The following is a 21,942-nucleotide window of genomic DNA, read 5'->3' on the forward strand; positions in this document are numbered from 1 at the left end:
ACGCCATCCTAATTGCAGCAGTTGCTGGGCAATTCGGCAGCATGATTCCGTGTCCCCCGCAGGGTGTACGACGAGGTCGGCATCTTTCGTATTGACCGCGCGGCCAATCAGTTGGTCTCGGAAGTGGTAAGCCGCGGCCAGGCTCCCGGTGACGAACAGGTGTTTCCTCAGCGTCGGTGGTAGATCGGTTGCAAGACGCTGAAAGAGCGTTTCCGGGTCAAGTCGATTCATATTAGCCGAGCTTCCGGGCGGAGCGCCGTCAAAAGGTGATTGGCCTGAGCCACTAGTTCCAGGTCGAGGAGACCGAGAGCTGTTTCGACCGGATCGGCAAATGGTAGTTGGCCAGATGGATTGTCGGCGAACAACGACTTGGCTCGAAAAAGTGGCTGCACGACCAGCAGCGCTGATTGGGAAGTATCCTCGATCAATTCGAGTGCAGGATCGAGACGCATCACGAATCCCAAGTCGACCCTGGCCGCTGGAGCGTGCAATACGACATCCAGGCGTGGAGTTCCGTGTAGGTCCAAATCTGGATCCCAATAGCGTGCTGCCAGCACTCCACCGACCGCCGCGCCACCTGGTCGAAGCTTTTCCAAACGCTGCATCAATTGCAGGGGCGACGTGAGATCTCCCGAAGCGTCTTGGAAGCGATACGCAAGTCGCGCTGATTGCCCCAAGACACAGATTTCATCCCAGGCATCGTGTGGAAATGCCGTAAGCTCGGCCGAGCGGTTTGATCGATAGTTCAGACGTTTGCGAAGTGCAGGTCTTGCCAGCGCTTGGCGTACCGTTGGGTAGCTGCAGCCGACGTTCGCGGCGAGTTCTCCGATTGCGATTGGCCCTTGTTTGAGGAGCCACCTGTTCAGCATCACCTTCCATACTTCGTAGTCTTTCATTCCTGGGCGTCTACTACGAAAGGAACGGAGACCCGAGTGGCGTTCTTCCGCCTTGCTCGAGTCAAGTGAAATGGACAGCGCTTGGATTTGGGGATCTGACGGTAGGCACCAACTTCGTTCTGTCCCAACAACAAGCAACCGCATTCGATCGGTGACCTGCGGACCTAGGACTTCGGTGAGTTCCTTCCATTCCTTGCGGAGTCTCGCCTCGGACAATTGCGGTCGAATCAGTATCAGGCAGGCTCGCTCAAGGGTTGGATGTTTGTTTAGGTAGAGCGCCGTTTGCAGTAGGGCAAAGTAGAAGGCCCGACCGCTCGATAATTCATTTTCGACTTTGAGGGCCAATCGCCGGTCATTGCTCACTAGGTCCACTTTTGCCCGCTCGAGTTCGAAGAAACCAGGAATCGTGGGTAGCATGCGTCTAGCCATGGGGTTCCAACCAATAATTGGCACTTGCAAGTTATATTGAAAGTATACAGTTAAATTGAAAGTTGCAGATTCATATTTGCGTTTTGAGCCAAGGAAGCCCGAAAGAATGCGACCTGAACCCTCGAACGCACCTGAAAAATGTGTGGCAAATTGACGTACAATTGCCGTACGGGCTTGGCCCTAAGTCGTGAGGATCTCGAGATGAGTACGTCTAATCATGATGCGCGGCTTAATTTCCGATTGCCGGCGGAACTCAAGAGAATCATCGAAGAGGCCGCTGCCGAGCTTGGTCAGACCGTCAGCGACTTTGCGATTTCGACCTTGGTGCAGACAGCCCACCGAGTCATTCAATCGCGAGAAGTTACGGTGCTTTCCGATCGCGATCGCGAAGCGTTCATGGCCATCCTGGATGACAAGTCCGCAAAGCCGAATCGTGCCCTCAAAGAGGCCGCGAAGCAGTATCGTCGCGAAGTCGAAGAAGAATGACGCAATGGCGGATCGAGCGATTGAGATCCGACCACGACCGCGCAGCTTTCAGTTGCGGCCACGCGATGCTGGATGATTGGCTCAAACTCCGAGCCAGTCAGTTCGACCGCAAGGACCTTGCTCGCACCTTCGTAGCGGTAAGGCCAGGCGATTCATCCGTTTTGGGCTACTACGCGCTCTCGAGCCATCATGTTTCGCATGAGTCGCTTCCCGCGGATGAATCTAAAGGGGTGTCGCGACTCGACGTACCGGTGGCGCTGATTGGCCCCCTGGCAGTCGATCAATGCGTGCGTGGGCAAGGATTGGGGGGGTATCTCTTAATCCATGCCCTGCGCCGAGTGGGGCCATTGGCAGATGAAATCGGCATCCGGGCCGTTGAGGTCGACACGATCGACGATGCCGCGCGCAAATTCTACCTGAAATATGGCTTCAAGCCGCTTACGGACGCCCCTCGTCATCTGTACATTTCTACGCGCACGATCCGCGCGCTCTTGAGATTGCCATAACGGACGGATGTCGGTCGGAAACGATTGTCAATCGCCACCAACATCGGTCAGAAAAAGCTCGGCGGGGGCTTGTACTTAGGTAGTGGCTTGTGCAATATTTCACGATCTTGCGGGACGCTGGCGTGGCATCTGCTAGCTAGGCAGACCGTACGCAAGCTTGCCAGACTCCCTGTTCCGTGCCTACCACGCACAGGACCGCCCGGTTTAGGACGAACCCAACGTGGCCCAGTTCTTCATTGAGACGATCGGCCTCCCCTCGTGGCTTGGTTACCTGGCCACAGGGTTGATTCAGTGCGCCCTGCTGCTGGCCGTCCCCTTTGTGGGGGCGATGGTCTTCGTGTGGATGGAGCGCAAGGTCAGTGCCCGCATTCAGGACCGCCTCGGTCCCACTCGCTGCGGCGGCAAGTTCGGCTGGCTGCAGTTGCTGGCCGACGGTTTAAAGCTCATCACGAAAGAAGACCTGCGGCCGGCCGAGGCCGATCGCCTGCTCTTCTTGACCGCTCCCTATATCAGCCTGACCGCCTCGTATGCCGCGCTTCTCGCGCTGCCGTTCAGCTATGGCTGGGTGCCGCAGCACTTGAACGTGGCGGTGTTTTTCATCATCGCGGTGATGGGGATCGAGGTCTTCGGCGTGATTCTGGCCGGCTATGCCTCGGCCTCGAAATGGTCCCTCTTCGGCGGCATGCGCGAGGCGGCACAGGTCGTGAGCTACGAAGTCCCCCTCGGCATGTGCATCGTCGTGCCGGTGCTCATCGCGGGCACGATGGACCTGGTGGCGATCGGCCAGATGCAAGCCGGCCTGTTCACCAACTGGTTCATCTTCCACGATCCCTTCACGTTCATCACATTCTGGGTCTACTTCACCTGTGCCACGGCCAGCGTGAATCGCGCCCCCTTCGACCTGGCCGAGGCCGAGAGCGAGCTCGTCGCCGGTTTCCACACCGAATACTCCGGCTTCCGTTGGCTGTCGTTCTTCATGGCCGAGTACGGCTCGATGTTCACGGTCAGCGCGCTGGCCGCGATCTTGTTCTTCGGCGGCTGGAACGGCCCGATTCCGATCACCACCTGGCTCGGTCTCACCTATGAGAATGGGGCGTTCGTCGGCTGGATCGGCAATTTCCTGGGCCTGGTCAATTTCGTCGGCAAGGCGGTGGTCGGCGTCACGATCATGATCTGGGTTCGCTGGACGGTGCCTCGCTTGCGCATCGACCAGGTGATGAAGACGTGCCTCAAATACTGCACGCCGATCGCCGCGGTGATGTTCCTGGGGGCGACGGTCTGGACCCTCCTTTTGCCCGGCGGCTTGGTGCTGCGTTCGACCCCCTACGCCTTGGTGCGCGAGGAAACCTATCCGCCGTTGGCCCCCGTGGCCAACGAGCAACCCGCGGCCGAGCCTGCTCCCGCGGAAGCCGCCAGCGTGGCGCCCGCCAGCGAGCAGTTGGTCGACCATCGTGCCAGTGCAGCCGCGGCTGCCGTCGAGGGAGAGTGAACGTGGATCCGATCAACTGGCAATCGTTCTTCTTTCTGCTGTTCTCGGCGGTCGCCTGCTTCTTCGCCGTGGCGGTGGTCATTTCGCAGAACATCGTGCGAATGGCCTTTTACCTGATTCTTTCGCTGGGCGCGACGGCGGGACTGTTCTTTCTGGCAGGCGCCGATTTCGTGGGCGCCATGCAGTTGATGATCTACGTCGGTGGCACGCTCGTGCTACTGGTCTTCGGCGTGATGCTCACGGCCCAGGGCCCGTTCATCACCATGAAGACACGCTCTGGCGAGTGGATCCTGGCGGTCATCGTCGGTGGTTCGCTGCTGGCGGTCCTCGTGCAGACGGCCATCAGTGTCGACGCGTGGCAGGGCCCCGCCATACCCGCCCCGGGCGATGCCGAGCAGGTGGCGGCCGTCGCGGCCACGCAAAATGAAATCACGCATACCGCGACGCGGTTGGGCATGGGCATGCTCGGTGCCCGCGTCGATCAGCTCGAGCAAAGCAATCCCACCGTCCGCGAAGGCATGTCGGGCTATCTGCTGCCGTTTGAAATCGTGTCGCTGCACCTGCTGGTCGTGTTGGTCGGAGCGGCATATCTCGCCCGCACCAAGAAGCGTGCCGACGCGGTCTGACAGACGCATTGCAATCCAGGCGATCGATCATGAATCTACTAACCGCACCCCTCGGCGTGACACCGCTCCTCATCGTCGGCGCGGTGCTGTTCGTTTGCGGCGCCGTATGCATGGCCACCAAACGCAACGCCCTGGGGGTCTTGATGGGCATCGAATTGGTGCTGAATGGCGCGAATGTGAACTTCGTGGCCTTCAGCAATCCCACCTTGCGGGCCGACTCGCAATTCTCGCTGGGGCTCGACGGCCAGTTGATCGCGCTGTTTGTCATCGTGCTGGCTGCCGCCGAGGCCGCGGTGGCGCTGGCCATCGTGCTGAATCTGTACAACAACCACGCCACGGTCGATCTCGACCGGGCCGATGAGCTCAAGGGCTGATGGACCATCTCGCTTCAACACTGCCGACGCTGTTGGGACTGGCCTGGCTCGTGCCGCTGGTCTCCTTCACGCTTATCGTGCTCTTCGGTTCCCGCATGGGAAAAGCGGGCGTGCTGGCGGGCTATGTCGCCACCGGCGCGATCCTGACTTCGTTCCTGCTTTCGCTCACCTCGTTGGGCCTCTGGCTGAGCGAAGTCGGTCCCCTGCCCGAGGGCGCCCCTGCCGCAGTGGCGCACGACGAAGAAGACGCGCACGCGGCGGAAGGTCACGACACGCATGCGGCGGATGAGCACGCGGCCAACGCTCATGCAGCAGACGAGCACGGCCACGACGCGCATGCGGCCCATGCCCCCGTCCCGCCCAAGTACATCGCCGGCGTCTGGTATCCCCTGGGCATCTTCGATTCGCTTCGCATCGATATCGGCTACCACATCGATGCGCTGACCGTCTGTATGTTCGCGATGGTCACGCTGATTGCCTCGTGCATCCACTTCTATGCCATGGGGTACATGCACGATGAACTGCACGACATCACCGACCACGAAGTGACCCTCTCCAACGGGCATCACCTGCACCGCAAGGGACGCTTCTATCGCTTCTTCCAGTATTTGTCGCTCTTCTGCTTCAGCATGCTGGGGCTGGTCATCGCTGGCAACATCGCGATGGTGTTCGTCTTTTGGGAACTGGTGGGCATCTGCTCCTACTTCCTGATCGGCTTCTACATCGAGCGCAAGAGTGCCTCGAACGCGGCCAACAAGGCGTTCATCGTCAACCGCGTCGGCGACTTCGGCATGATCATCGGCCTGATGGCCATCTGGGGGAGCCTCGGCACGTTCAACTTCGGCGATATCGACGGCCAGCAGGGGATCTTCAGTCTCGTTCGCCCCGGTCCGGAATATGCTCTGACGACCCCCGACGGCATGGTCAAGTCGGCCGCCGTCGAGCAGATCGCCGCGGGCGAGGCCCCCACGCCCGAGAAGATCAACGAGTGGCGCAACAACAAGTTCGGCTACGGTCTGCTGATCGTCGCCGGGTTGGGCATCTTCTGCGGCTGCGTGGGCAAGAGTGCCCAGTTCCCGCTGCACGTCTGGTTGCCCGACGCGATGGAAGGTCCCACGCCCGTTTCGGCGCTCGTCCACTCGGCCACGATGGTCGCGGCGGGCGTCTACCTGGTGGGCAGGTTCTATCCGGTCTTCACCCCCGAGGTGTTGCTGGTCATCGCCTACACGGGCGCCATCACCCTCTTCCTGGCGGCGACCATTGCCATTACGGCGACCGACATCAAACGCGTGCTCGCCTATTCGACCGTCAGCCAGTTGGGCTACATGATGCTGGCCCTGGGCGGCGGCGGCTGGTTCGCCGGCATGTACCACCTCTTCACGCATGCGTTCTTCAAGAGCTTGTTGTTCATGTGCGCCGGCTCGGTGATCCACGCCGTCCACACGAACGAGATGCCGCAGATGGGCGGGCTCCGCAAGAAAATGCCCTGGACCGCCTACACTATGCTCGTCGGCGTGCTGGCCATTGCCGGGGCGGGCATTCCCTTCGTGATCGGCTTTAGCGGCTTCTACTCGAAGGATGCCATTCTCGCCCAGCACCTCTCGTTCGCCTCGACGAATTCGACGCACGCGATTCTGTATTACGCCGCGGCCGGTGGCGCCGCACTGACGTCGTTCTACATGTTCCGGCTGTGGTTCATGACCTTCGCCGGCAAGCCCCGCGACCATCACGCCTACGATCACGCCCATGAATCTCCCAAGATCATGTACGTGCCGTTGGTGATTCTGTCCGTGTTTGCCGTGGGCGTGGCCTGGGATCTGCCGTTTACGGATCTCAGCCTGCAGAACTTGCTCGAGCAGGCTCGTCCCGCGGGCGAAGTCGGCGCCGGCGTGTTGTGGGATTCGCTCGCCTATCCGGCCGAGCATCTGTCGCACGCCCACGAGATTCACGTCGAGGCGACCCTCGTGGCCACCTCGGCGGCGATCGTCGGTTTCCTGCTGGCGCTCGCCTTCTACGGCATGCACTGGCTCGACGCCGAGGATGCCCGCAGGCAGTTCAGCCCGATCTACCGCTTCCTGGTGAACAAGTGGTACTTCGACGAGTTGTACGACTTCATCTTCGTGCGGCCGGTGATGTTCGTCTCGAAGTTGATCTCTGATTTCGATCGCAAATGGATCGACGCCTTCATCGACAGCACGGCCCATTGGACGAAGGCCATTGCACGGTTCGACGATGCCTTCGATCGCACGGTCGTCGATGGTCTGGTGAACGTGCTGGCGGCATGGACCTATTCGGTGGCGCAATCGCTGCGCGGCATCCAGACCGGCCGGCTGCGTCAGTACGTGATGTTCATCGTGGTAGGCACGGTGGGGTTGTTCGTCTTGGTGAGCATGTTTTGGAGCTTTGCCGTCGCCGGGGGCTAACGTCACGCGGCGAGTCGCCGCGTGGTTCGATCCTGCCGGAACGCCCGAGCCAATAACTTTCGGAAACAAGTGCTATGTCCGCCGCTGCTCTGTTGAGCCTGATCGTTTTCCTCCCCTTGGTGGCCGCCCTCATCATGTGGGTCGTGATTCCCAAGGAAAGCCACGACACGCTGCGGCTGGTGTCGCTCGCCGTGACCGTGGTCGTCTTTCTGCTCACCGCGTGGCTGGCCATTCCCGGCACGGGCGATCCGGTGGTCGACGGCACGGCCGAACAGTTCCGCTTGCACACCGCCGAGATGCAGAACAGCTTCTCGTTGCCCTGGATCCCGGCGTTCAATATCAACTACGCGATGGGGCTCGACGGCATCAGCTTTCCGCTGGTGCTCCTCACCACCGGTCTGTTCGTGCTGTCGATGTGGGCCAGTTGGCCGATCTCGAAACACGTCAAAGCCTACTGCCTGCTCTTTCTCACGCTCGAGACGGGCATTCTCGGCGTCTTCGTCTCGCTCGACTTCTTCCTGTTCTACGTCTTCTGGGAGGTCATGCTCCTGCCGATGTACTTCCTCATCGGCGTGTGGGGCGGCCCGCGCCGCGAATACGCCGCGATCAAGTTCTTCCTCTACACGCTGCTGGGCGGCGTGTTCATGCTCATCGCGCTGTTGATGCTCTATTTCAACAGCGACCTGAAGCAACTCACCGACGAGCAGCTCGTCGGTAGCGGCGTGGTAAGCGCTCGTCTCGAAGCCGAGCAACAGCAGGCCGAGATCGCCGCCATCCGCGACCATGCGGGACCGGCTCACACGTTCAACTTGCTGGCCCTCTCGCAACTCGGCCAGACGACGAATGTCTTCGACGAAGAGATCCTCTTCGGCCAGAACATCCAGTGGTGGGCCTTCCTGCTCCTGTTCGTCGGCTTTGCGGTCAAGGTGCCCAGCGTACCGGTCCACACGTGGCTGCCCGACGCTCACGTCGAGGCGCCCACGCCGATCTCCATGTTGCTGGCCGGCATCCTCTTGAAGCTGGGCGGCTACGGCATCATCCGCATCTGCTACCCCATCTGCCCCGACGGTGGCTACGACCTGATGTACTTCGTCTGCTTCATCGGCGTGCTGAGCATGGTCTACGGCGCCTTCGCGGCGATGGCCCAGAAGGACTTCAAACGCCTCGTGGCCTATAGCTCGGTGAGCCACATGGGCTACGTCGTGCTGGGCCTGGGCGTGTGGAGCGCCACGGCGGGGACCGAGTTCTTTGCCGATTACTGGAAGCAGGGAATGAACGGCGCCATGTTCCAGATGATCGCTCACGGCATCAGCTCGGCCGGCATGTTCTTTATGGTCGGCGTCGTCTACGACCGCGTCCACCACAGAAATCTCAACGAGTTCGGCGGGCTCTTCGCCCGCATGCCGGTCTACAGCGGCCTGGCCTTCGTGATCTTCTTTGCCGGCTTGGGGTTGCCGGGCTTGTGCGGCTTCATCGGCGAGGTGTTCGTCACGCTCTCCGTGTGGAACTTCAACCGCACGCTGGCCGTAATCTGCGCCTCGGTCGTGATTCTCACGGCGGGCTACATCCTCTGGACATTACAACGGGTCTACCTCGGTCCCGAATACAAGGGCCCCCACGGCGAGCACCTGCACGACGTGACCCCGCGCGAGCTGGGCATCGCCGTGCCACTCGTGATCCTTGCGATTCTGTTCGGTGTGTATCCGCAGAGCGTGTTCAACTACATGACCGCCAGCGTGAACCAGACGGTCGACGAACTGGCCGTGTGGACCAAGGAAGTCAAGGAACCGCGTCTCAAGGCGGAACAAGCGGAAGAGGCCGAACAGGCCGAAGTCGCCGTCGTGACGCCCCTCGAGACCGGCGCTCGGTAGCCCTTGAACGTCGTCGTTTGATTCCAATTCACCCCATCGAACGTATCGCCTTCAGGAACGTAACGCGTGCCAAGCCTTGCAGACATCACCGGGCATCTGGTTCACGACACGGTCGAAGTGTCGTTGCCGGCGTTTCGTCCCGAACTGGCCCTGACGATCACGATTATCGTCATGTTGCTGACGCGGGTCATCACGCCGCGCAAGGCAGAGCCGTTCGTGCTGCCGATCGTGAACTGGTTTCCGCTCTTCGGCGCCTTGATCGCTCTCTACTACGCCGCTCCGTGGAACTACCTCGGTGGAGACGGCAAGATCCAGTCGACCGAGCTGTTCACCGGCCTGCTGATTTACGACGCGCTGACGATCTACTTCCGCGCGTTCCTGGCCTTCTTCGTCGTGCTGTTCGTCTGCTTCACGCAACTATCGGGCATTCCCGACCGTGAAGACGGCGTCGACTTCTATACGCTCGTCCTGGGCGCCACGGTGGGCATGTGCCTGATGGCTTCGGCCAATCATCTGCTGATCGTCTTCCTGGCGGTCGAAATGGCAAGCGTGCCTTCCTACGTCTTGGCCGGCCAGTTGAAGGGCCGTCGTCAGGCGAGCGAAGCGGCGATCAAGTACGCCGTGTACGGCGCCGGCGCCGCGGGCATCATGCTCTATGGCATCAGCCTGCTGGCGGGCGTGCTGGGCACCGTACACCTCCCCACGATGGCGATCCGCTTTGCCGAACTGCTCGAGAGTGGCGGCGGCGCCGACCGCTACATGGCGCTGGTCCTGGGCGGATTGATGGTCATGGTCGGCATTGCCTTCAAGCTCTCGGCCGTGCCGTTCCACTTCTGGTGTCCCGACGTCTTCGAGGGAGCCAGTGCCGAGGTGAACGCCTTCCTGTCGGTGGCCTCGAAGGGGGCCGCCATTGCCCTGTTGCTGCGAGTGGCGATCGGGATCGGCCACGTCGAACCGTCGTCCGAGGTGGCGATGACCGCACAGGCCACGGTCGTGCAGACGGTCTCGCTCCAAGAGGAAGGCGCCAGTGACGCAGCGCCGGCGGTCGTCGCATCAAGCGGCGTCGGCGCCAAGACGGCCGCCCTCGCTCCGGTGCGGCGCTTCATGGCCATGCTCGTGGGCTTCATCGGCGCCATCACCTGCACGTTCGGCAACCTGGCGGCCTACGGCCAGACGAACATCAAGCGGCTGTTGGCCTACTCGACGATCGCACATGCGGGCTACATGATGCTGCCGGTCTCGGCGGCGATCGTGCTGATGGGCTCCTCGCCGGCGAACGCTCAATACGCCGTCATGTCGGTGGCGTTCTACATCGGCACGTACCTGTTCATGAACCTGGGGGCGTTCGCCATCGTGGCTTTTCTGCGCAATGCCATGCGTAGCGAGGAGATCGCCGATTATGCCGGTCTGATCAAGCAGTGCCCCGGCGTGGTGGTGCTGTTCAGCACGATTCTGTTCAGCCTGATCGGTTTGCCCCCGCTGGCCGGTTTCGTTGCCAAGTTCGCCATCTTTGGCGCCCTGGCCGATGCCCATCTGTGGATGCTGCTGCTGGTCGGAGGCTTGAATACCGTCATCAGTCTGTTCTATTACTTGAAGGTGGTGAAGACGATGACGCTCGACCCGGAGCCGGAAGATCGGCTACCGGTGAGCCTGCCTTTGACGAGTGTGGCGGGTGTCTACATGGTCATCGTGACGCTGCCCGTGCTACTGCTGGGTCCGTGGAGCAACGGGCTCTTCGAGTGGGCTCGAGCCGCGGCGGCCAACCTGCTGTAAGCCCGAACGCGCCTGAGAGATTTTCTGCCGCGATGAGCGACCGACGCACGACGATCGACGTATTGAACCGCCTGCTCGAAGTCGAGTGTGCCTCGCTCTCGCGTTACCTCGAGGGCACTTCCCCCTGGCATCGCCCGGGGGACGATCGCGCGACGGAGGTGCTCGAGCAGATCGTCGCCGATCAGGAATACATGTCAGGGCGCATCGCCGACTTGATCGACGCGCGTGGCGGCCTGCCCCAGTCGTGCTCCTTTCCCATGGAGTACACCGATCTGCACATGCTCTCGATGGACTTCCTGCTGGGCGAGTTGATTCGTACCACGCAGCGCGATATCGCCACGATCGAGACCTGCGTGCGCCGTCTCTCGCACGACCGCGAGGCCTGGGCGCTGGCCGAAGAAGTGCTCGGTTGCGAGCGCGGCCATCTCGAATCGCTCGAAGAGCTGACGGCCAAGCCTGTCGCGTGACGAACCCCTCGGCGCGATGCTGATCGATACCCACGCCCATCTCGATCAGGAAGAATTCGACGCGGATCGTGCCGCGGTCATCGAACGCGCCGTGGCGGCGGGGGTCGACACGATGCTCTGCGTCGGCGTCACCGCCGAGTCGAGCGAGCAGACCGTGGCCCTGGCCGGGCAGTATCCCGCGCTCTATGCCGCCGTGGGCATTCAACCCAATTATTGCGGCGCCGCGCTGCCGGGCGACTGGGAGCGGGTCGTCGCCCTCGTGGGACACGATCGCGTCGTGGCCCTGGGCGAGACGGGGCTCGATCGCTACTGGGATTACTCTCCCTTCGAGGTGCAGCAAGACTATTTCGACCGCCATCTGCGCCTGTCGCAGCAGTCGGGCTTGCCCTTTATCGTCCACACGCGCGAAAGCGACGCGGACGTCCTCGCCATGTTGCGCGAGGCACGCGCGCGGGCCCCGCTTGCCGGCGTGATGCACTCCTTCACGGGCGCCAGCGACACGGCCGCGGAGTGCGTCGAGCTGGGTCTGTATATCAGTTTCGCCGGCATGGTCACGTTCAAGAAGAGCGACGCCCTGCGCGCCGTGGCGGCCACCGTACCGGCCGACCGTCTGCTGATCGAAACCGATAGCCCCTACCTTTCGCCCCATCCCTTGCGCGGCAAACGCAACGAGCCCTCGCACCTGGTGTACACTGCGGGCTGTCTGGCTGAGGCGCGAGGTCTCTCGGTAGACGAACTATCGCGGCAAACGGCCGAGAACGCCCGTCGACTTTTCCGCCTGCCATGATGCTCGACAACCATTACGGCACCCCCTGGGTGCGCAGCGTCCGACGCACCAGTCCCCCCGCGGCACGGCTCTTCTGCTTGCCCTACGCCGCCGGTTCGGCGAGCATTTTTCGCCACTGGCAAAACGCGCTCCCCGAGTCGCTCGAAGTCTGCGCCGTGCAACTGCCAGGACGTGCCGATCGGCGCCACGAGCGGCCTTTGGCTCGCGTCGGCTCGCTGGTCGAGGTGGCCGGTCACGCGCTCGAGCCGCTCGTCGATCGCCCGTTTGCCATCTTCGGTCACAGCATGGGAACGCTCCTCGCCTTCGAGCTGGCACGCTGGCTCGAGGCGCGCGGCTGCCGGCCGGCGCTGCTTGCAACGGGCGGACGCGGAGCGCCGGAGTTTCCCGATCCGGGGCCGGCCCTGCACGCGGCCCCGCAAGCCGCGCTGGTCGACGAGCTGCTGCGCCTGGGGGGCACCTCGCGCGAGATGTTCGCCGATGCGGAACGCATGGCGCGCCTCGTCCCGATCATTCGCGCCGATTTCGCCGTGTGCGAGACGTACGTGTTTCGCCCGGCCGAACGGTTGCGCTGTCCGATCGTGGCCTTCGGCGGAGCGGCGGATCCCGACTGGCCCGAGCCGCAGATCGCCGCCTGGGGCGAGCACACGCAGGACGAGTTCAGCTACCACATGCTGCCGGGCGACCATTTCTTCTTGCACTCGTGCGAACGAGAATTTCTCGCACAACTGCGCGCGGCTTGCGAGCGCTTCGTGCGATAAACGCTTTTCGCGCAGAAAAGCACGATCCGGCACGCGCGTGCCGGACAGAGAATAGAAAAGGCTCACGCGGCTCCGCGTGATAACGAATACGGTCGGCACTCAACGACTGATCTACGCCTGACAGCACGCTCCTGTGGTGCTAAAATCCAGACACACCGATCTGCCTGCTCCGCGCAAACCGAGAGGAGACTCGTCTCATGGCACTCACCCCCAGCACCATGCTTCCGTTGGGCACCAAAGCGCCCGACTTCAGTCTGCCCGACACGAACGGCCAGACGGTCAAGCTGGCCGACCTGGCCAGCGCGCCGGCGCTGTTGGTGATCTTCATGTGCAATCATTGTCCCTACGTGAAGCACGTGGCGGAAGGACTGGCGTCGCTGGCCAAGGAATATCAGGCCCGCGGCGTGGCGGTCGTGGGAATCAGCTCGAACAACGTGGCGAGTCATCCCGATGATTCCCCCGCCAAGATGGCCGAAGAGGTAAAGCTGCGCGGCTATACGTTTCCTTACCTGTACGACGAGTCGCAGGAGGTGGCCAAGGCCTATCGCGCCGCGTGTACGCCCGACTTCTACATCTTCGATGGCGAGCAGAAGCTGGCCTACCGCGGACAGATGGACGACAGCCGTCCCGACAGCGGCAAGCCCGTGACGGGCGCCGACCTGCGCGCTGCCCTCGACGCACTCTTGGCCGGTCAGGCGGTGCCGGAGAAGCAGACCCCCAGCATCGGCTGCAACATCAAGTGGACCCCGGGCAACGAGCCGGACTACTTCAAGTAAGGATGCGTCGAGACTGAGGATCGAAGGATACGCGGCATTACTGCTTGCGCAAGGCCGCACGACGCACTGCTTCGGCGATCGTAGCTTCAATATCCCATTCCGCTACGTCACCCTGTGCGATGGCTGCCTGCCCCTTTTGAATTTCTTGACGCAAGAACTCATCCCAGAGCGTGGGGATGGCGCTTTCCGGAACGATCAGAAAGAATTCTCGATCCTGATCGTCCGAGACTCGCAGCGCCTGACCCGGCTGCTTGTGCAGTGCCTCGACGATTTCTGCTGATAGTTTCGGCATCATGCGCAGATTATATCACGCCGGTAGTGGACAGGAAAAAAATCCTCTCCGCTGTGGAACTTACTCCCTGCCACGGTCGTCCAACTCTCGACGCCCTATTCTGGGCCGCGCTGGCTTCGCTCATTTCTCTTGGAAGAGAGGCACTTCGATGTTGCGCATTCCCCTGCGCCCGATCGGTTTCCTGTGTTTGCTCATCACGGGCTGTGGAACGGCGGAAAACGCCCAGGATTTTCTCGAAATGGCCGCTTCGGCCCCGTTGGCATCGCGCGGCGCGGCGCCGACCTCGGCGCCGGCCCTCGAGCCCGCCGTGTTGGCCAAGGGGGTGCCGGCCGAAGGGGCCGCCACGGTACCCCCCGGTTTCAATCGCAAAATCATCTACTCGGCCGACGTCGAGCTCGTTGTCGAGGATTTCAGCGGACTGCCGGACGAAGTGGTGGCGCTCGTGAAGAAGTTCAACGGATACATTGCCGATTCGACCCTCTCGGGCACGGCGGGCTCGAATCGCTCGGCCACCTGGCGCATTCGCATTCCCGTGGCAAAGTTCGAAGAGTTCGTCGGCGCCACCAAGGGCCTGGGCGAGCTCGTGCGGGCGGGCACCAATTCGCAGGACGTGAGCGAAGAGTATTACGACGTCGAAGCACGCATCCGCAACAAGACCAAAGAGGAAGAACGCCTGCTGAAGCTGCTCGAAGAACGCCCCGGCAAGCTCGAAGAGGTCATCGCGATCGAGCGCGAGCTGTCGCGCGTGCGCGAAGAGCTCGAGCGGATGCAGGGGCGGATGCGTGTCCTGGCCGATCTGACGTCGCTGACCACCGTGAACCTGACGATCAACGAGATTCGCGATTACCAACCGCCGCAAGCGCCCAGCTTCGTCACTCGCGCGCGGCGTGCCTTCGAGGGCTCGCTCGCCGGCATCCAGTCGACCGCGGAGAGCCTCACCCTCGCCCTGGTCTCGTTCCTTCCCTGGGGCGTGGTGGGGGCCGTCATGCTTGTGCCGGGCGTCTATGGTTGGAAGGCACGTCGCCAGTCGAACCACGTGCGGCGCGAGGCAAGCCGTGCCGCCACACAGCGTCCGCAGGATTAAGCAGCAGCACGAATGATCGGGTAAATCGCTTCAGCCCCTGACCCCTGTCCCCTGTCCCCTGACCACTGACCACTGTCCCCTGACCACTAACCACTAACCACTAACCACTAACCACTAACCACTAACCACTAACCACTAACCACTAACCACTAACCACTAACCACTAACCACTAACCACTGACCACTGACCACTGACCACTGACCACTAACCACTGCCCCCTGACCCGGCTTCGTCGCGTTGTCGCAAGGCAGCGCGGCGAGCCTCTTCGGCTTCTTCCTCGGCCACTTCGCGGCGAATGGCCTCGCCGAGCCAGCGCCCCCAAAGGAAATAGTGCAGGGCGGCGACGAGGAGGATGCCCCCTGCCGCGATGAGCAACAGCCCAAACGCCCCCAGCGTCAGCACGAACAACACGCCACTGACGAGCACGGCAAAAATGCCGGCGAAAATGAGTGGCCAGACGCTCGTCCGCGGCGCGGGGGGCTGCGGCGGTTCGGGAAGCCCCGCGTGACTGCCGTTCGTCTCCTGCGTGTCACGCGGTAGCTGGCTCATGGGGCCTCGACGAATTCCGGGACAACCAGCTTGGGAATGGCGCCGCTGGCATGGCCGCGAGCAAGCAACTCGGCCACGGCCTGACGCCCCCGCGGGCCAAAGTCGAGCGTCCAGTCGTTGACGTACATGCCCACGAATTCGTCCGCTTTCCGCTGATCGAGATCGCGGCCGTATTGCAGGGCGTAGGCCAAGGCCTCGGCGCGATGCTCGAGACCGTAGCGGATGCTTTCCTTCAGCAGACGCGTGACGTCGCGGATGGCATCCGGACCAAGATCGCGTCGCACGGCGTTGGCCCCCAGCGGCAGGGGCAAGCCGGTCTCGGCCAGCCACCATTTGCCGGTATCGACGACGAGCTTCAAGCCGCGATCACCATAGGTAAGCTGGCCTTCGTGAATGATGAGCCCCGCGTCGACCTTCGATCCTTCGTGCTCTCCCTGCTCGACGGCGTCGATGATCTGGTCGAAGGGGACCACGACATGGCGAAAGTCGCGCCCCAGGCACATCCGCAAGGCCAGGAAAGCGGTCGTCAGCGTGCCGGGCACGGCGATCACCAGGTCGCTGTCGCGCAACTCGTCGAGCGAGAGATCTCCCTTCGAAACGACCATCGGGCCATAGCCGTCTCCCATGCTGGCGCCGCAGGGGCACAGGACATACTGATCCGTCAGGTAGGCATAGGCGTGCAAGCTGACCGCCGTCAGCTCCAATTCGCCCGAAAAAGCCCGGCGATTGAGCGTTTCGATGTCGACCAGTTCGTGGCGAAAGTCATAGTCCCCCGTGTCGATCTTGTCGTTCGCCAGGGCATGAAACATGAACGCGTCATCGGGATCGGGGCTATGGCCGACGCGAATCAACTGCTTCGTCACGCTCATCACGAAATCGCTCCCAAAGGATTGGTCGAGGGGGGCGCTAGTCGCATGTTTGGCACGGCGCACGCCCGAGACACGGATGATAGGCCCTCTTACCACGAGCGGTCAACGACCACCCGCCCGCCGACACCGTAACCGGAAGAGAAGGCCCCCGGGCAACCGACTTGGGCGATGTCCTCGAGAAAAAAACTGCCCCGTGAGGCGAAAGAAAGAGAGCGACCACCCCGCAAGACGCGGGGTGTTCACGAGGAAGTCCCTTCCAAGACGCATGCGGCGCCCCGGGCCGCCGGCCGGACGACGCTAGGTGCGCGTCACGTTCACGGCGCGGGGACCCTTGCCTTCTTTGCCCTGCTCGACATCGTAGGTAACCGTGTCACCCACGCCGAGATCTTCGATCCGAATGTCGCGCAGTGACGAATGATGGAAGAACACGTCGTCTCCGCCACCGTCGGGCTGGACGAAACCAAACCCCTTCTCGAACACGATTTTCTTCACCTTGCCCGCTGGCATCGCAAAGACCCTTAAAACATGGTTGCGAGCCACGCGGACTCGCCGAAATCACGCTTCTTCATGCCTACGCAGCCATCGTGCCCGGCACGGCGCCCAGCTTCGGAAAGTTGGGCTCCCGCGAGTCGCCTTCGGGTCAACGGCGGCGCAGGGATGCCTAAAGTGTGCCGCAAGGCGGTCAACTAATCAAGCAAATCGCGGCACGCGGGTCAGGCACGAAGGTCCGATCGACGCGCCGCCCCCCCCCGGTCTGAACTTCCCCCTCGACGCGGCGAATGTCTACAATTCGGCAACTCTCCGTTTTCGAAGGAGCGAAACCGGTTGTCCAGTTCGTCCGTCCAACTCGAAACGGCCCGTCGACTGCACGCCGCAGGCGAGCTCGATGAGGCCGAGGCGATTTATCGCCGGCTGCTGGCCGATTCGCCGCAAAACGCCGAGCTTTGCCATCTCTTGGGGGCGCTCGAACGCCAGACAGGTCGCACGGCGGCCGCGATTACCCGTCTGCAGCAGGCCCTCGCCCTGGCAGGGAGCGACGCCACGGTGTACTTCAACCTGGCCGGGGCATACGAGGACGCGGGCCAACTCGATCTGGCCGAGGGGGCCTATCGCGAGGCACTGCGTCTGACCCCCGATTTTCTCGAGGCGAACGTCCAACTCGGCACGTTGCTGCGCCGGTCGGGGCGACTGCACGAGGCGGCCCAACACTTTCAAATCGCACGGGAGCACGATGCACGCTTCGTGCCGGCGCACATTGGCCTTGGTATCGTGCGCCAGAAGTTGGGCGATCCTCGTGCCGCGGCCGAGGCGTATCAACAAGCCCTGCGACTCGCGCCGGCTCATCCCCAGGCACGTTTCAATCTGGCCACCGTGCTGCATCAGATGGGCGAGTCGGTCCAGGCGATCGAGCTGTACCGCGATGTTCTGCAATCCTCACCCGACGATGCGCGCGCGCATCAAAACCTCGCCCATGTGTTGGTCGAAGTGGACGAGCTCGTCGAGGCGGAAGCCCATTACCTGCGAGCGATCGAACTGCTGCCGGGCGACGCCGCGCTACGTTTGCAGTTGGGCTCGCTCTATTACCGGCAACGCCGCTATGCAGACGCTGCCATGCACGGCCGGCAAGCCATCGCGCTGATGCCCGATCACGCCGCCGCCCACGTGCAACTCGGGCTGGCCGAGAGCCACACGCTGGGACCGGCGGCGGGAGTGCGGCGTCTCGCACGCGCGGCCCAACTCGAACCGCGGAACCTGTTGCGCCAGGTCGCGGCCTGTTGCGCCGGCCAGACCGTGTTTCGCGATGTGGGCGAGATCGACGAGTATCGCACCCGCCTGGCCCAACGCCTGGCAGAGCTGTCACGCTCTGAGGCAAAACTCCATCCGGCCGATATTCCAAGCTCGTTCTGCAAACCACCGTTCTGTCTGCCCTATCACGGACGCGACGATCGAACGCTCAAGGAGCAGTTTGCCAGCCTCTTTGCCGCGCATGTCCCACCGTGGCGCGGCGAGATGAGACGGCACAGCAGACTGCCTCGAATCGGGTTGGTCGTCACTGCCGGTCACGAAGGAGTCTTCCTGCGCGGCATGTCCGGCATCTTGCAGCACAGCCAAATGGGGCGCCTGCGTGCGACCGTCGTCTGCCATGCCTCGGGGCTGAAGCGACTGCGGCAAACGCTCGTGACGGAGCGGGTCGATTTCCTGGTTTTGCCGGGCGATTTTCCGCAGGCCGTCGAGCGCTTGCGCGCCGCGCAGTTCGACGTGCTGCACTTCTGGGAAATCGGTACGGACAGCGTGAACTATTTCTTGCCCCTGTTCCGCTGTGCGCCGGTCCAGGTGACGAGTTGGGGCTGGCCCACAACCTCGGGCATGGCGGCGGTCGATTATTTCTTGTCGAGCGAGTTGCTCGAAAGTGATGCGAGCGATCGCCATTACAGCGAGCGGTTGGTGCGACTGACGACGTTGCCCACCTGCTATGCGCGTTCGCCGATGGTGCATGAGCACCCCTCGCGAGCGGAGCTGGGGCTGCCCGGGTCATCGCCGGTGTATCTGTGTCCGCAAAACCTGGCCAAGTTCCATCCCGATTTCGATGATCTCGTCGGCGAGATCCTGCGCACCGATCGCCGCGGTGTGTTTGCGGCCATCGCCTCGCGCGAGGAACACGTTACGGCGGCCGTGCGCGATCGCCTGCGAAGCCGCTTGCCCGACGTCGCCACGAGGATCCTGTTCCTGCCGCGCGTCTCATCCGAGCATTTTCCGCGGCTGTTGCGTAGTGCCGATGTCCTGCTCGATACACCCCATTACGGTGGCGGTGCGAACACGACGGCCGAAGTGCTCGGCCAGGCCTTGCCGCTCGTCTCGCTGCGTGGCGAGTTTCATCGCGGACGATGGGGGGCCGCCTGTTACGCGCGACTCGCCATGCCCGTGGGCATGATCGATACACCAAGAGACTACGTGGCGACCGCTGTACGCTTGGCGAATGACCCACCCTGGCGGCAGGCGTGGTCGCGGCAAATCGCCGACTCGAATCACCTGCTGTTCGACGACCAGGATGCCGTGCGAGAAACCGTCGACTTCTGGGAGCGGGCGGCCGCGGAAGCACGCGACCGAGTGGCATGCACGTGACAGGCAGGACCGCCTCGATGCGATGGGCGTTTGTGGATTTCACCCCCTGGGACTACGACGGCGACACGCCGGCGACGCGGCCGCTGGGGGGCTCCCAGTCGGCGCTCTGCTATCTCACCGAGCAGTTGGCCCGCGACGGACACCGCGTGCTGGTTTTGAATCATGTGCGCGCGACGCGGACCGTGCGCGGCGTCGAGTTTCGGCCCGTCACGCAAGCTCGCCCCGACTGGCTGGCCGGCCTCGACGCGATGGTCGTGCTGAACGCCACCGAGCCCGCCCTGAAGCTGCGGCGTTACGCTTCTCCCAGCACGCAGCTCATCCTCTGGACTCAACACGCGCACGATCAGCCCGCCGTGGCGCCGCTACGGTCGCGCGAAGTGGGCGCCTGTTTCGACGCCGTGGCATTCGTCAGCGACTGGCAACGCGACTGCTATCGGCGAGAGTTCGCCCTCGATGCGCGCCGAACGTGCGTCATGCGGAATGCCATGGCGCCAGCTTTTGAACGCATGTTCGACTCGGCCGAGACGCTTGCCGCCGCGAAAGAAGCGCCCCCCATCCTGGCTTATACGAGCACGCCGTTTCGTGGACTCGATGTGCTGGTGCGGATGTTTCCCCAACTTCGACGCGAACTGCCTGACCTGCGATTGCGCGTCTTCTCGAGCATGCAGGTCTATCAGGTGGGCGATGAGGAAGATCGCCGGCGCTACGCCGACCTGTATCGCGCCTGCGACGAGACGCCGGGCATCGAACGGGTCGGTTCGCTCACGCAACCTGCCTTGGCGGCCGAGCTGCGCCGCGCGACGATGCTCGCCTACCCGAACCACTTCGCCGAGACGTCGTGCATCGCGGCGATCGAGGCCCTCGCCGCGGGCTGCCGGGTAGTGACGAGCGACTACGGCGCCTTGCCCGAGACGACCGGAGGTTGGGCCCGCCTCGTGCCGCTCGTCGACGATCCCGCCGGATACGCCGAGCGCTTTCTCGCCGCCGCGCGCGAGGAGCTCGCCCGCTGGCGCGACGCGCGCAACGAGATTGTTAACCACCTGGCGCGCCAGGTGACTGCCATGAATGCCGAATACACCTGGGCCAACCGCGCGCGCGAATGGGCGGCGTGGCTGGCGTCAGCATAGCGGCCGGAGTTGCGGAGGGACGGTGTGTCCCTAACGCGGTGATGGCGCCGAGGGTAGGATCGACACGGTGGTGCCCATGCCATTGGCGAAGTTCGGCGCGGGGACCACGCGACGACGCTCGACGGCGCGCATCTCGTCACGCATCTGGTACCACACATCGGCGTGCGGGTGGTCCTTATAGTCGTCGAACCACGGTCCGCCGTTCGTATAGTGGATCAGCTTGGTTGTCTGGTCCATCCAGTCGAGCGTGTTCCACGTCTTGGGCAGCTCGCCGATCTGCGCGTCGTCGATATCCTGGAAACGGTGCAGATACGCGCCCGTCTGCGACTCGACGCATTGCTTCGTCCACAGCTTGAGCTTCGCGCAGTCCATGAGCATCATGCTCGACCAGTTCTTGCGCGGATAGCTCGTCTGCGGACAGCCATACATCTTGACCGAGTTCGTCGGCTGATAGTCATGCTGTACCACGCGCAGGGCGTAGGGCCGCATGTCCAGATCGTCGATCTCCTTGATGTCCCCCAGGCAGAGCATGTCGTTGTCGAGGAACAACGCCTTGCCCTGGAAATTGCACAAGTGGGGCACGAGAAAGCGGGTATAGGTGAATTCGGTCGAGGCGAGTGGATCGACCGGCCGGCCCAGGCTCAGTTCATTCAATTTCAGATAGCGAATGTCGAGCGAGATCGAAGAGTATTTCAAGAGGCTGTAGCGCAAGACATCCGCGGGCTCCGGGAAGCGCGAGTCCCATCCGATAAAAATGCGTAGCATCGTGCGTGCCTTTCTCAATCAAGGATCTGCCTTACGCCTCGAACGACATCTGCGACGCTTCCATCCCCATGTCCGCGGCTCGTGTCGTCCCGAGTTGTTCGCACACTTGCCGCCACGTCTCGCGCTCCACCTCGAGCACGGACAGGGCGTCGGCCAGCCGCTGCGTATCGCGTTCCAACTGGGCGGCGGTCAGTCCGCGAAAGACGAACAGGTAAACGCCCGCCACGCGGCGGACGAGATCGGGGTTGTGCTCGGGATTCAGGCCACAGAGCAGCTCGCTGACGATTTGCTGACAGCGAATGATCGCCTCGCAGGCGTCGTCGTCGCGCCCCTCTTGCCAGAGCACCTGCGCCTGATGACCAAATCGCAGGGCCGCCTCGATCAGCATGAGCTGCAGCTTCTGCGGCGTGGCGGTCATGACCTCGGTGACGAGGTAGTTGTCGCGGGTCGCGTGATGCATATGGTTTGAAT

The 21,942-nt window shown here is 62.7% G+C and carries 23 protein-coding genes; 15 read left to right on the top strand and 8 right to left on the bottom strand.

Annotated features, from left to right (window positions below):
• Both KF708_22120 and KF708_22125 read right to left on the bottom strand, forming a co-directional pair.
• The coding region (locus tag KF708_22120; GenBank protein ID MBX3415396.1) for a hypothetical protein at positions 1 to 231 on the bottom strand (231 nt) is incomplete at its 3' end.
• On the bottom strand, positions 228 to 896 hold the full coding sequence (locus KF708_22125) for a hypothetical protein (protein ID MBX3415397.1): 669 nt from the start codon (positions 894 to 896) through the stop codon (positions 228 to 230). The genes KF708_22120 and KF708_22125, both read right to left, overlap by 4 nt.
• Before the next feature lie 630 nt (positions 897 to 1,526).
• Between KF708_22125 and KF708_22130 the strand changes: the two genes are divergently transcribed.
• The 12 genes from KF708_22130 to KF708_22185 all read left to right on the top strand — a co-directional run bounded on the left by KF708_22130 (position 1,527) and on the right by KF708_22185 (position 13,661).
• Positions 1,527 to 1,811 (top strand): DUF1778 domain-containing protein, encoded by a 285-nt coding sequence (locus KF708_22130; protein ID MBX3415398.1) that lies wholly within the window; start codon positions 1,527 to 1,529, stop codon positions 1,809 to 1,811.
• A complete protein-coding gene (locus KF708_22135; GenBank protein ID MBX3415399.1) occupies positions 1,808 to 2,317 on the top strand; it encodes a GNAT family N-acetyltransferase in 510 nt (169 codons plus the stop codon). The genes KF708_22130 and KF708_22135 overlap by 4 nt, the downstream gene beginning before the upstream one ends.
• A 328-nt stretch (positions 2,318 to 2,645) precedes the next feature.
• Positions 2,646 to 3,806, top strand: coding sequence for an NADH-quinone oxidoreductase subunit H (locus KF708_22140; protein MBX3415400.1), 1,161 nt, complete (start codon positions 2,646 to 2,648; stop codon positions 3,804 to 3,806).
• A 2-nt stretch (positions 3,807 to 3,808) separates the two neighbouring features.
• The gene (locus KF708_22145; GenBank protein ID MBX3415401.1) at positions 3,809 to 4,432 is read left to right on the top strand and encodes an NADH-quinone oxidoreductase subunit J; all 624 of its coding nucleotides are present in this window, start codon (positions 3,809 to 3,811) and stop codon (positions 4,430 to 4,432) included.
• 29 nt (positions 4,433 to 4,461) lie between these two features.
• A complete protein-coding gene (gene nuoK, locus KF708_22150; protein MBX3415402.1) occupies positions 4,462 to 4,806 on the top strand; it encodes an NADH-quinone oxidoreductase subunit NuoK in 345 nt (114 codons plus the stop codon).
• Complete coding sequence (nuoL, locus tag KF708_22155; protein ID MBX3415403.1) at positions 4,806 to 7,229, top strand: NADH-quinone oxidoreductase subunit L; 2,424 nt, start codon at positions 4,806 to 4,808, stop codon at positions 7,227 to 7,229. The genes nuoK and nuoL overlap by 1 nt, the downstream gene beginning before the upstream one ends.
• Positions 7,230 to 7,321: 92 nt before the next feature.
• Positions 7,322 to 9,100 (top strand): NADH-quinone oxidoreductase subunit M, encoded by a 1,779-nt coding sequence (locus KF708_22160; protein MBX3415404.1) that lies wholly within the window; start codon positions 7,322 to 7,324, stop codon positions 9,098 to 9,100.
• A 66-nt stretch (positions 9,101 to 9,166) separates the two neighbouring features.
• Positions 9,167 to 10,873, top strand: coding sequence for an NADH-quinone oxidoreductase subunit N (locus tag KF708_22165; protein MBX3415405.1), 1,707 nt, complete (start codon positions 9,167 to 9,169; stop codon positions 10,871 to 10,873).
• Positions 10,874 to 10,905: 32 nt separating this feature from the next.
• Positions 10,906 to 11,340 carry a hypothetical protein gene (locus KF708_22170; protein MBX3415406.1) on the top strand — a complete coding sequence of 145 codons (435 nt, stop codon included), beginning with the start codon at positions 10,906 to 10,908 and terminating at the stop codon, positions 11,338 to 11,340.
• 16 nt (positions 11,341 to 11,356) lie between these two features.
• A complete protein-coding gene (locus KF708_22175; protein ID MBX3415407.1) occupies positions 11,357 to 12,127 on the top strand; it encodes a TatD family hydrolase in 771 nt (256 codons plus the stop codon).
• Entirely contained in the window at positions 12,124 to 12,885 is a 762-nt protein-coding gene (locus tag KF708_22180) for a thioesterase (protein ID MBX3415408.1), read from the top strand. Before KF708_22175 ends, KF708_22180 begins: the two co-directional genes overlap by 4 nt.
• A 197-nt stretch (positions 12,886 to 13,082) precedes the next feature.
• Positions 13,083 to 13,661, top strand: a complete 579-nt coding sequence (locus KF708_22185; protein ID MBX3415409.1) for a thioredoxin family protein — start codon at positions 13,083 to 13,085, stop codon at positions 13,659 to 13,661.
• A gap of 37 nt (positions 13,662 to 13,698) precedes the next feature.
• Here KF708_22185 and KF708_22190 read toward each other — a convergent pair whose 3' ends face one another.
• The gene (locus KF708_22190) at positions 13,699 to 13,956 is read right to left on the bottom strand and encodes a hypothetical protein (GenBank protein ID MBX3415410.1); all 258 of its coding nucleotides are present in this window, start codon (positions 13,954 to 13,956) and stop codon (positions 13,699 to 13,701) included.
• A gap of 145 nt (positions 13,957 to 14,101) precedes the next feature.
• Between KF708_22190 and KF708_22195 the strand changes: the two genes are divergently transcribed.
• A complete protein-coding gene (locus KF708_22195; GenBank protein MBX3415411.1) occupies positions 14,102 to 15,037 on the top strand; it encodes a DUF4349 domain-containing protein in 936 nt (311 codons plus the stop codon).
• Positions 15,038 to 15,242: 205 nt separating this feature from the next.
• Here KF708_22195 and KF708_22200 read toward each other — a convergent pair whose 3' ends face one another.
• The 3 genes from KF708_22200 to KF708_22210 form a co-directional block, all read right to left on the bottom strand.
• Entirely contained in the window at positions 15,243 to 15,587 is a 345-nt protein-coding gene (locus KF708_22200; GenBank protein MBX3415412.1) for a hypothetical protein, read from the bottom strand.
• A complete protein-coding gene (locus KF708_22205) occupies positions 15,584 to 16,456 on the bottom strand; it encodes an ABC transporter substrate-binding protein (GenBank protein ID MBX3415413.1) in 873 nt (290 codons plus the stop codon). The genes KF708_22200 and KF708_22205 overlap by 4 nt, the downstream gene beginning before the upstream one ends.
• Positions 16,457 to 16,753: 297 nt before the next feature.
• Positions 16,754 to 16,963: a cold shock domain-containing protein gene (locus KF708_22210; protein MBX3415414.1), complete on the bottom strand. Its 210-nt coding sequence runs from the start codon at positions 16,961 to 16,963 to the stop codon at positions 16,754 to 16,756.
• 318 nt (positions 16,964 to 17,281) lie between these two features.
• On the opposite strand from KF708_22210, the gene KF708_22215 reads away from it, so the two are divergent.
• Both KF708_22215 and KF708_22220 read left to right on the top strand, forming a co-directional pair.
• The gene (locus KF708_22215) at positions 17,282 to 19,579 is read left to right on the top strand and encodes a tetratricopeptide repeat protein (GenBank protein ID MBX3415415.1); all 2,298 of its coding nucleotides are present in this window, start codon (positions 17,282 to 17,284) and stop codon (positions 19,577 to 19,579) included.
• A 17-nt stretch (positions 19,580 to 19,596) separates the two neighbouring features.
• Positions 19,597 to 20,706 (top strand): glycosyltransferase family 4 protein, encoded by a 1,110-nt coding sequence (locus tag KF708_22220; protein MBX3415416.1) that lies wholly within the window; start codon positions 19,597 to 19,599, stop codon positions 20,704 to 20,706.
• A 30-nt stretch (positions 20,707 to 20,736) separates the two neighbouring features.
• On the opposite strand, the gene KF708_22225 is transcribed toward KF708_22220, so the two are convergent.
• Complete coding sequence (locus KF708_22225) at positions 20,737 to 21,471, bottom strand: hypothetical protein (protein MBX3415417.1); 735 nt, start codon at positions 21,469 to 21,471, stop codon at positions 20,737 to 20,739.
• 31 nt (positions 21,472 to 21,502) lie between these two features.
• Positions 21,503 to 21,931, bottom strand: a complete 429-nt coding sequence (gene fliS / locus KF708_22230) for a flagellar export chaperone FliS (GenBank protein ID MBX3415418.1) — start codon at positions 21,929 to 21,931, stop codon at positions 21,503 to 21,505.
• Positions 21,932 to 21,942 lie beyond the last annotated feature (11 nt).

The sequence above is a fragment of the Pirellulales bacterium genome, assembly GCA_019636335.1.
In the GTDB taxonomy this organism is placed as follows: Bacteria; Planctomycetota; Planctomycetia; order Pirellulales; family JAEUIK01; genus JAHBXR01.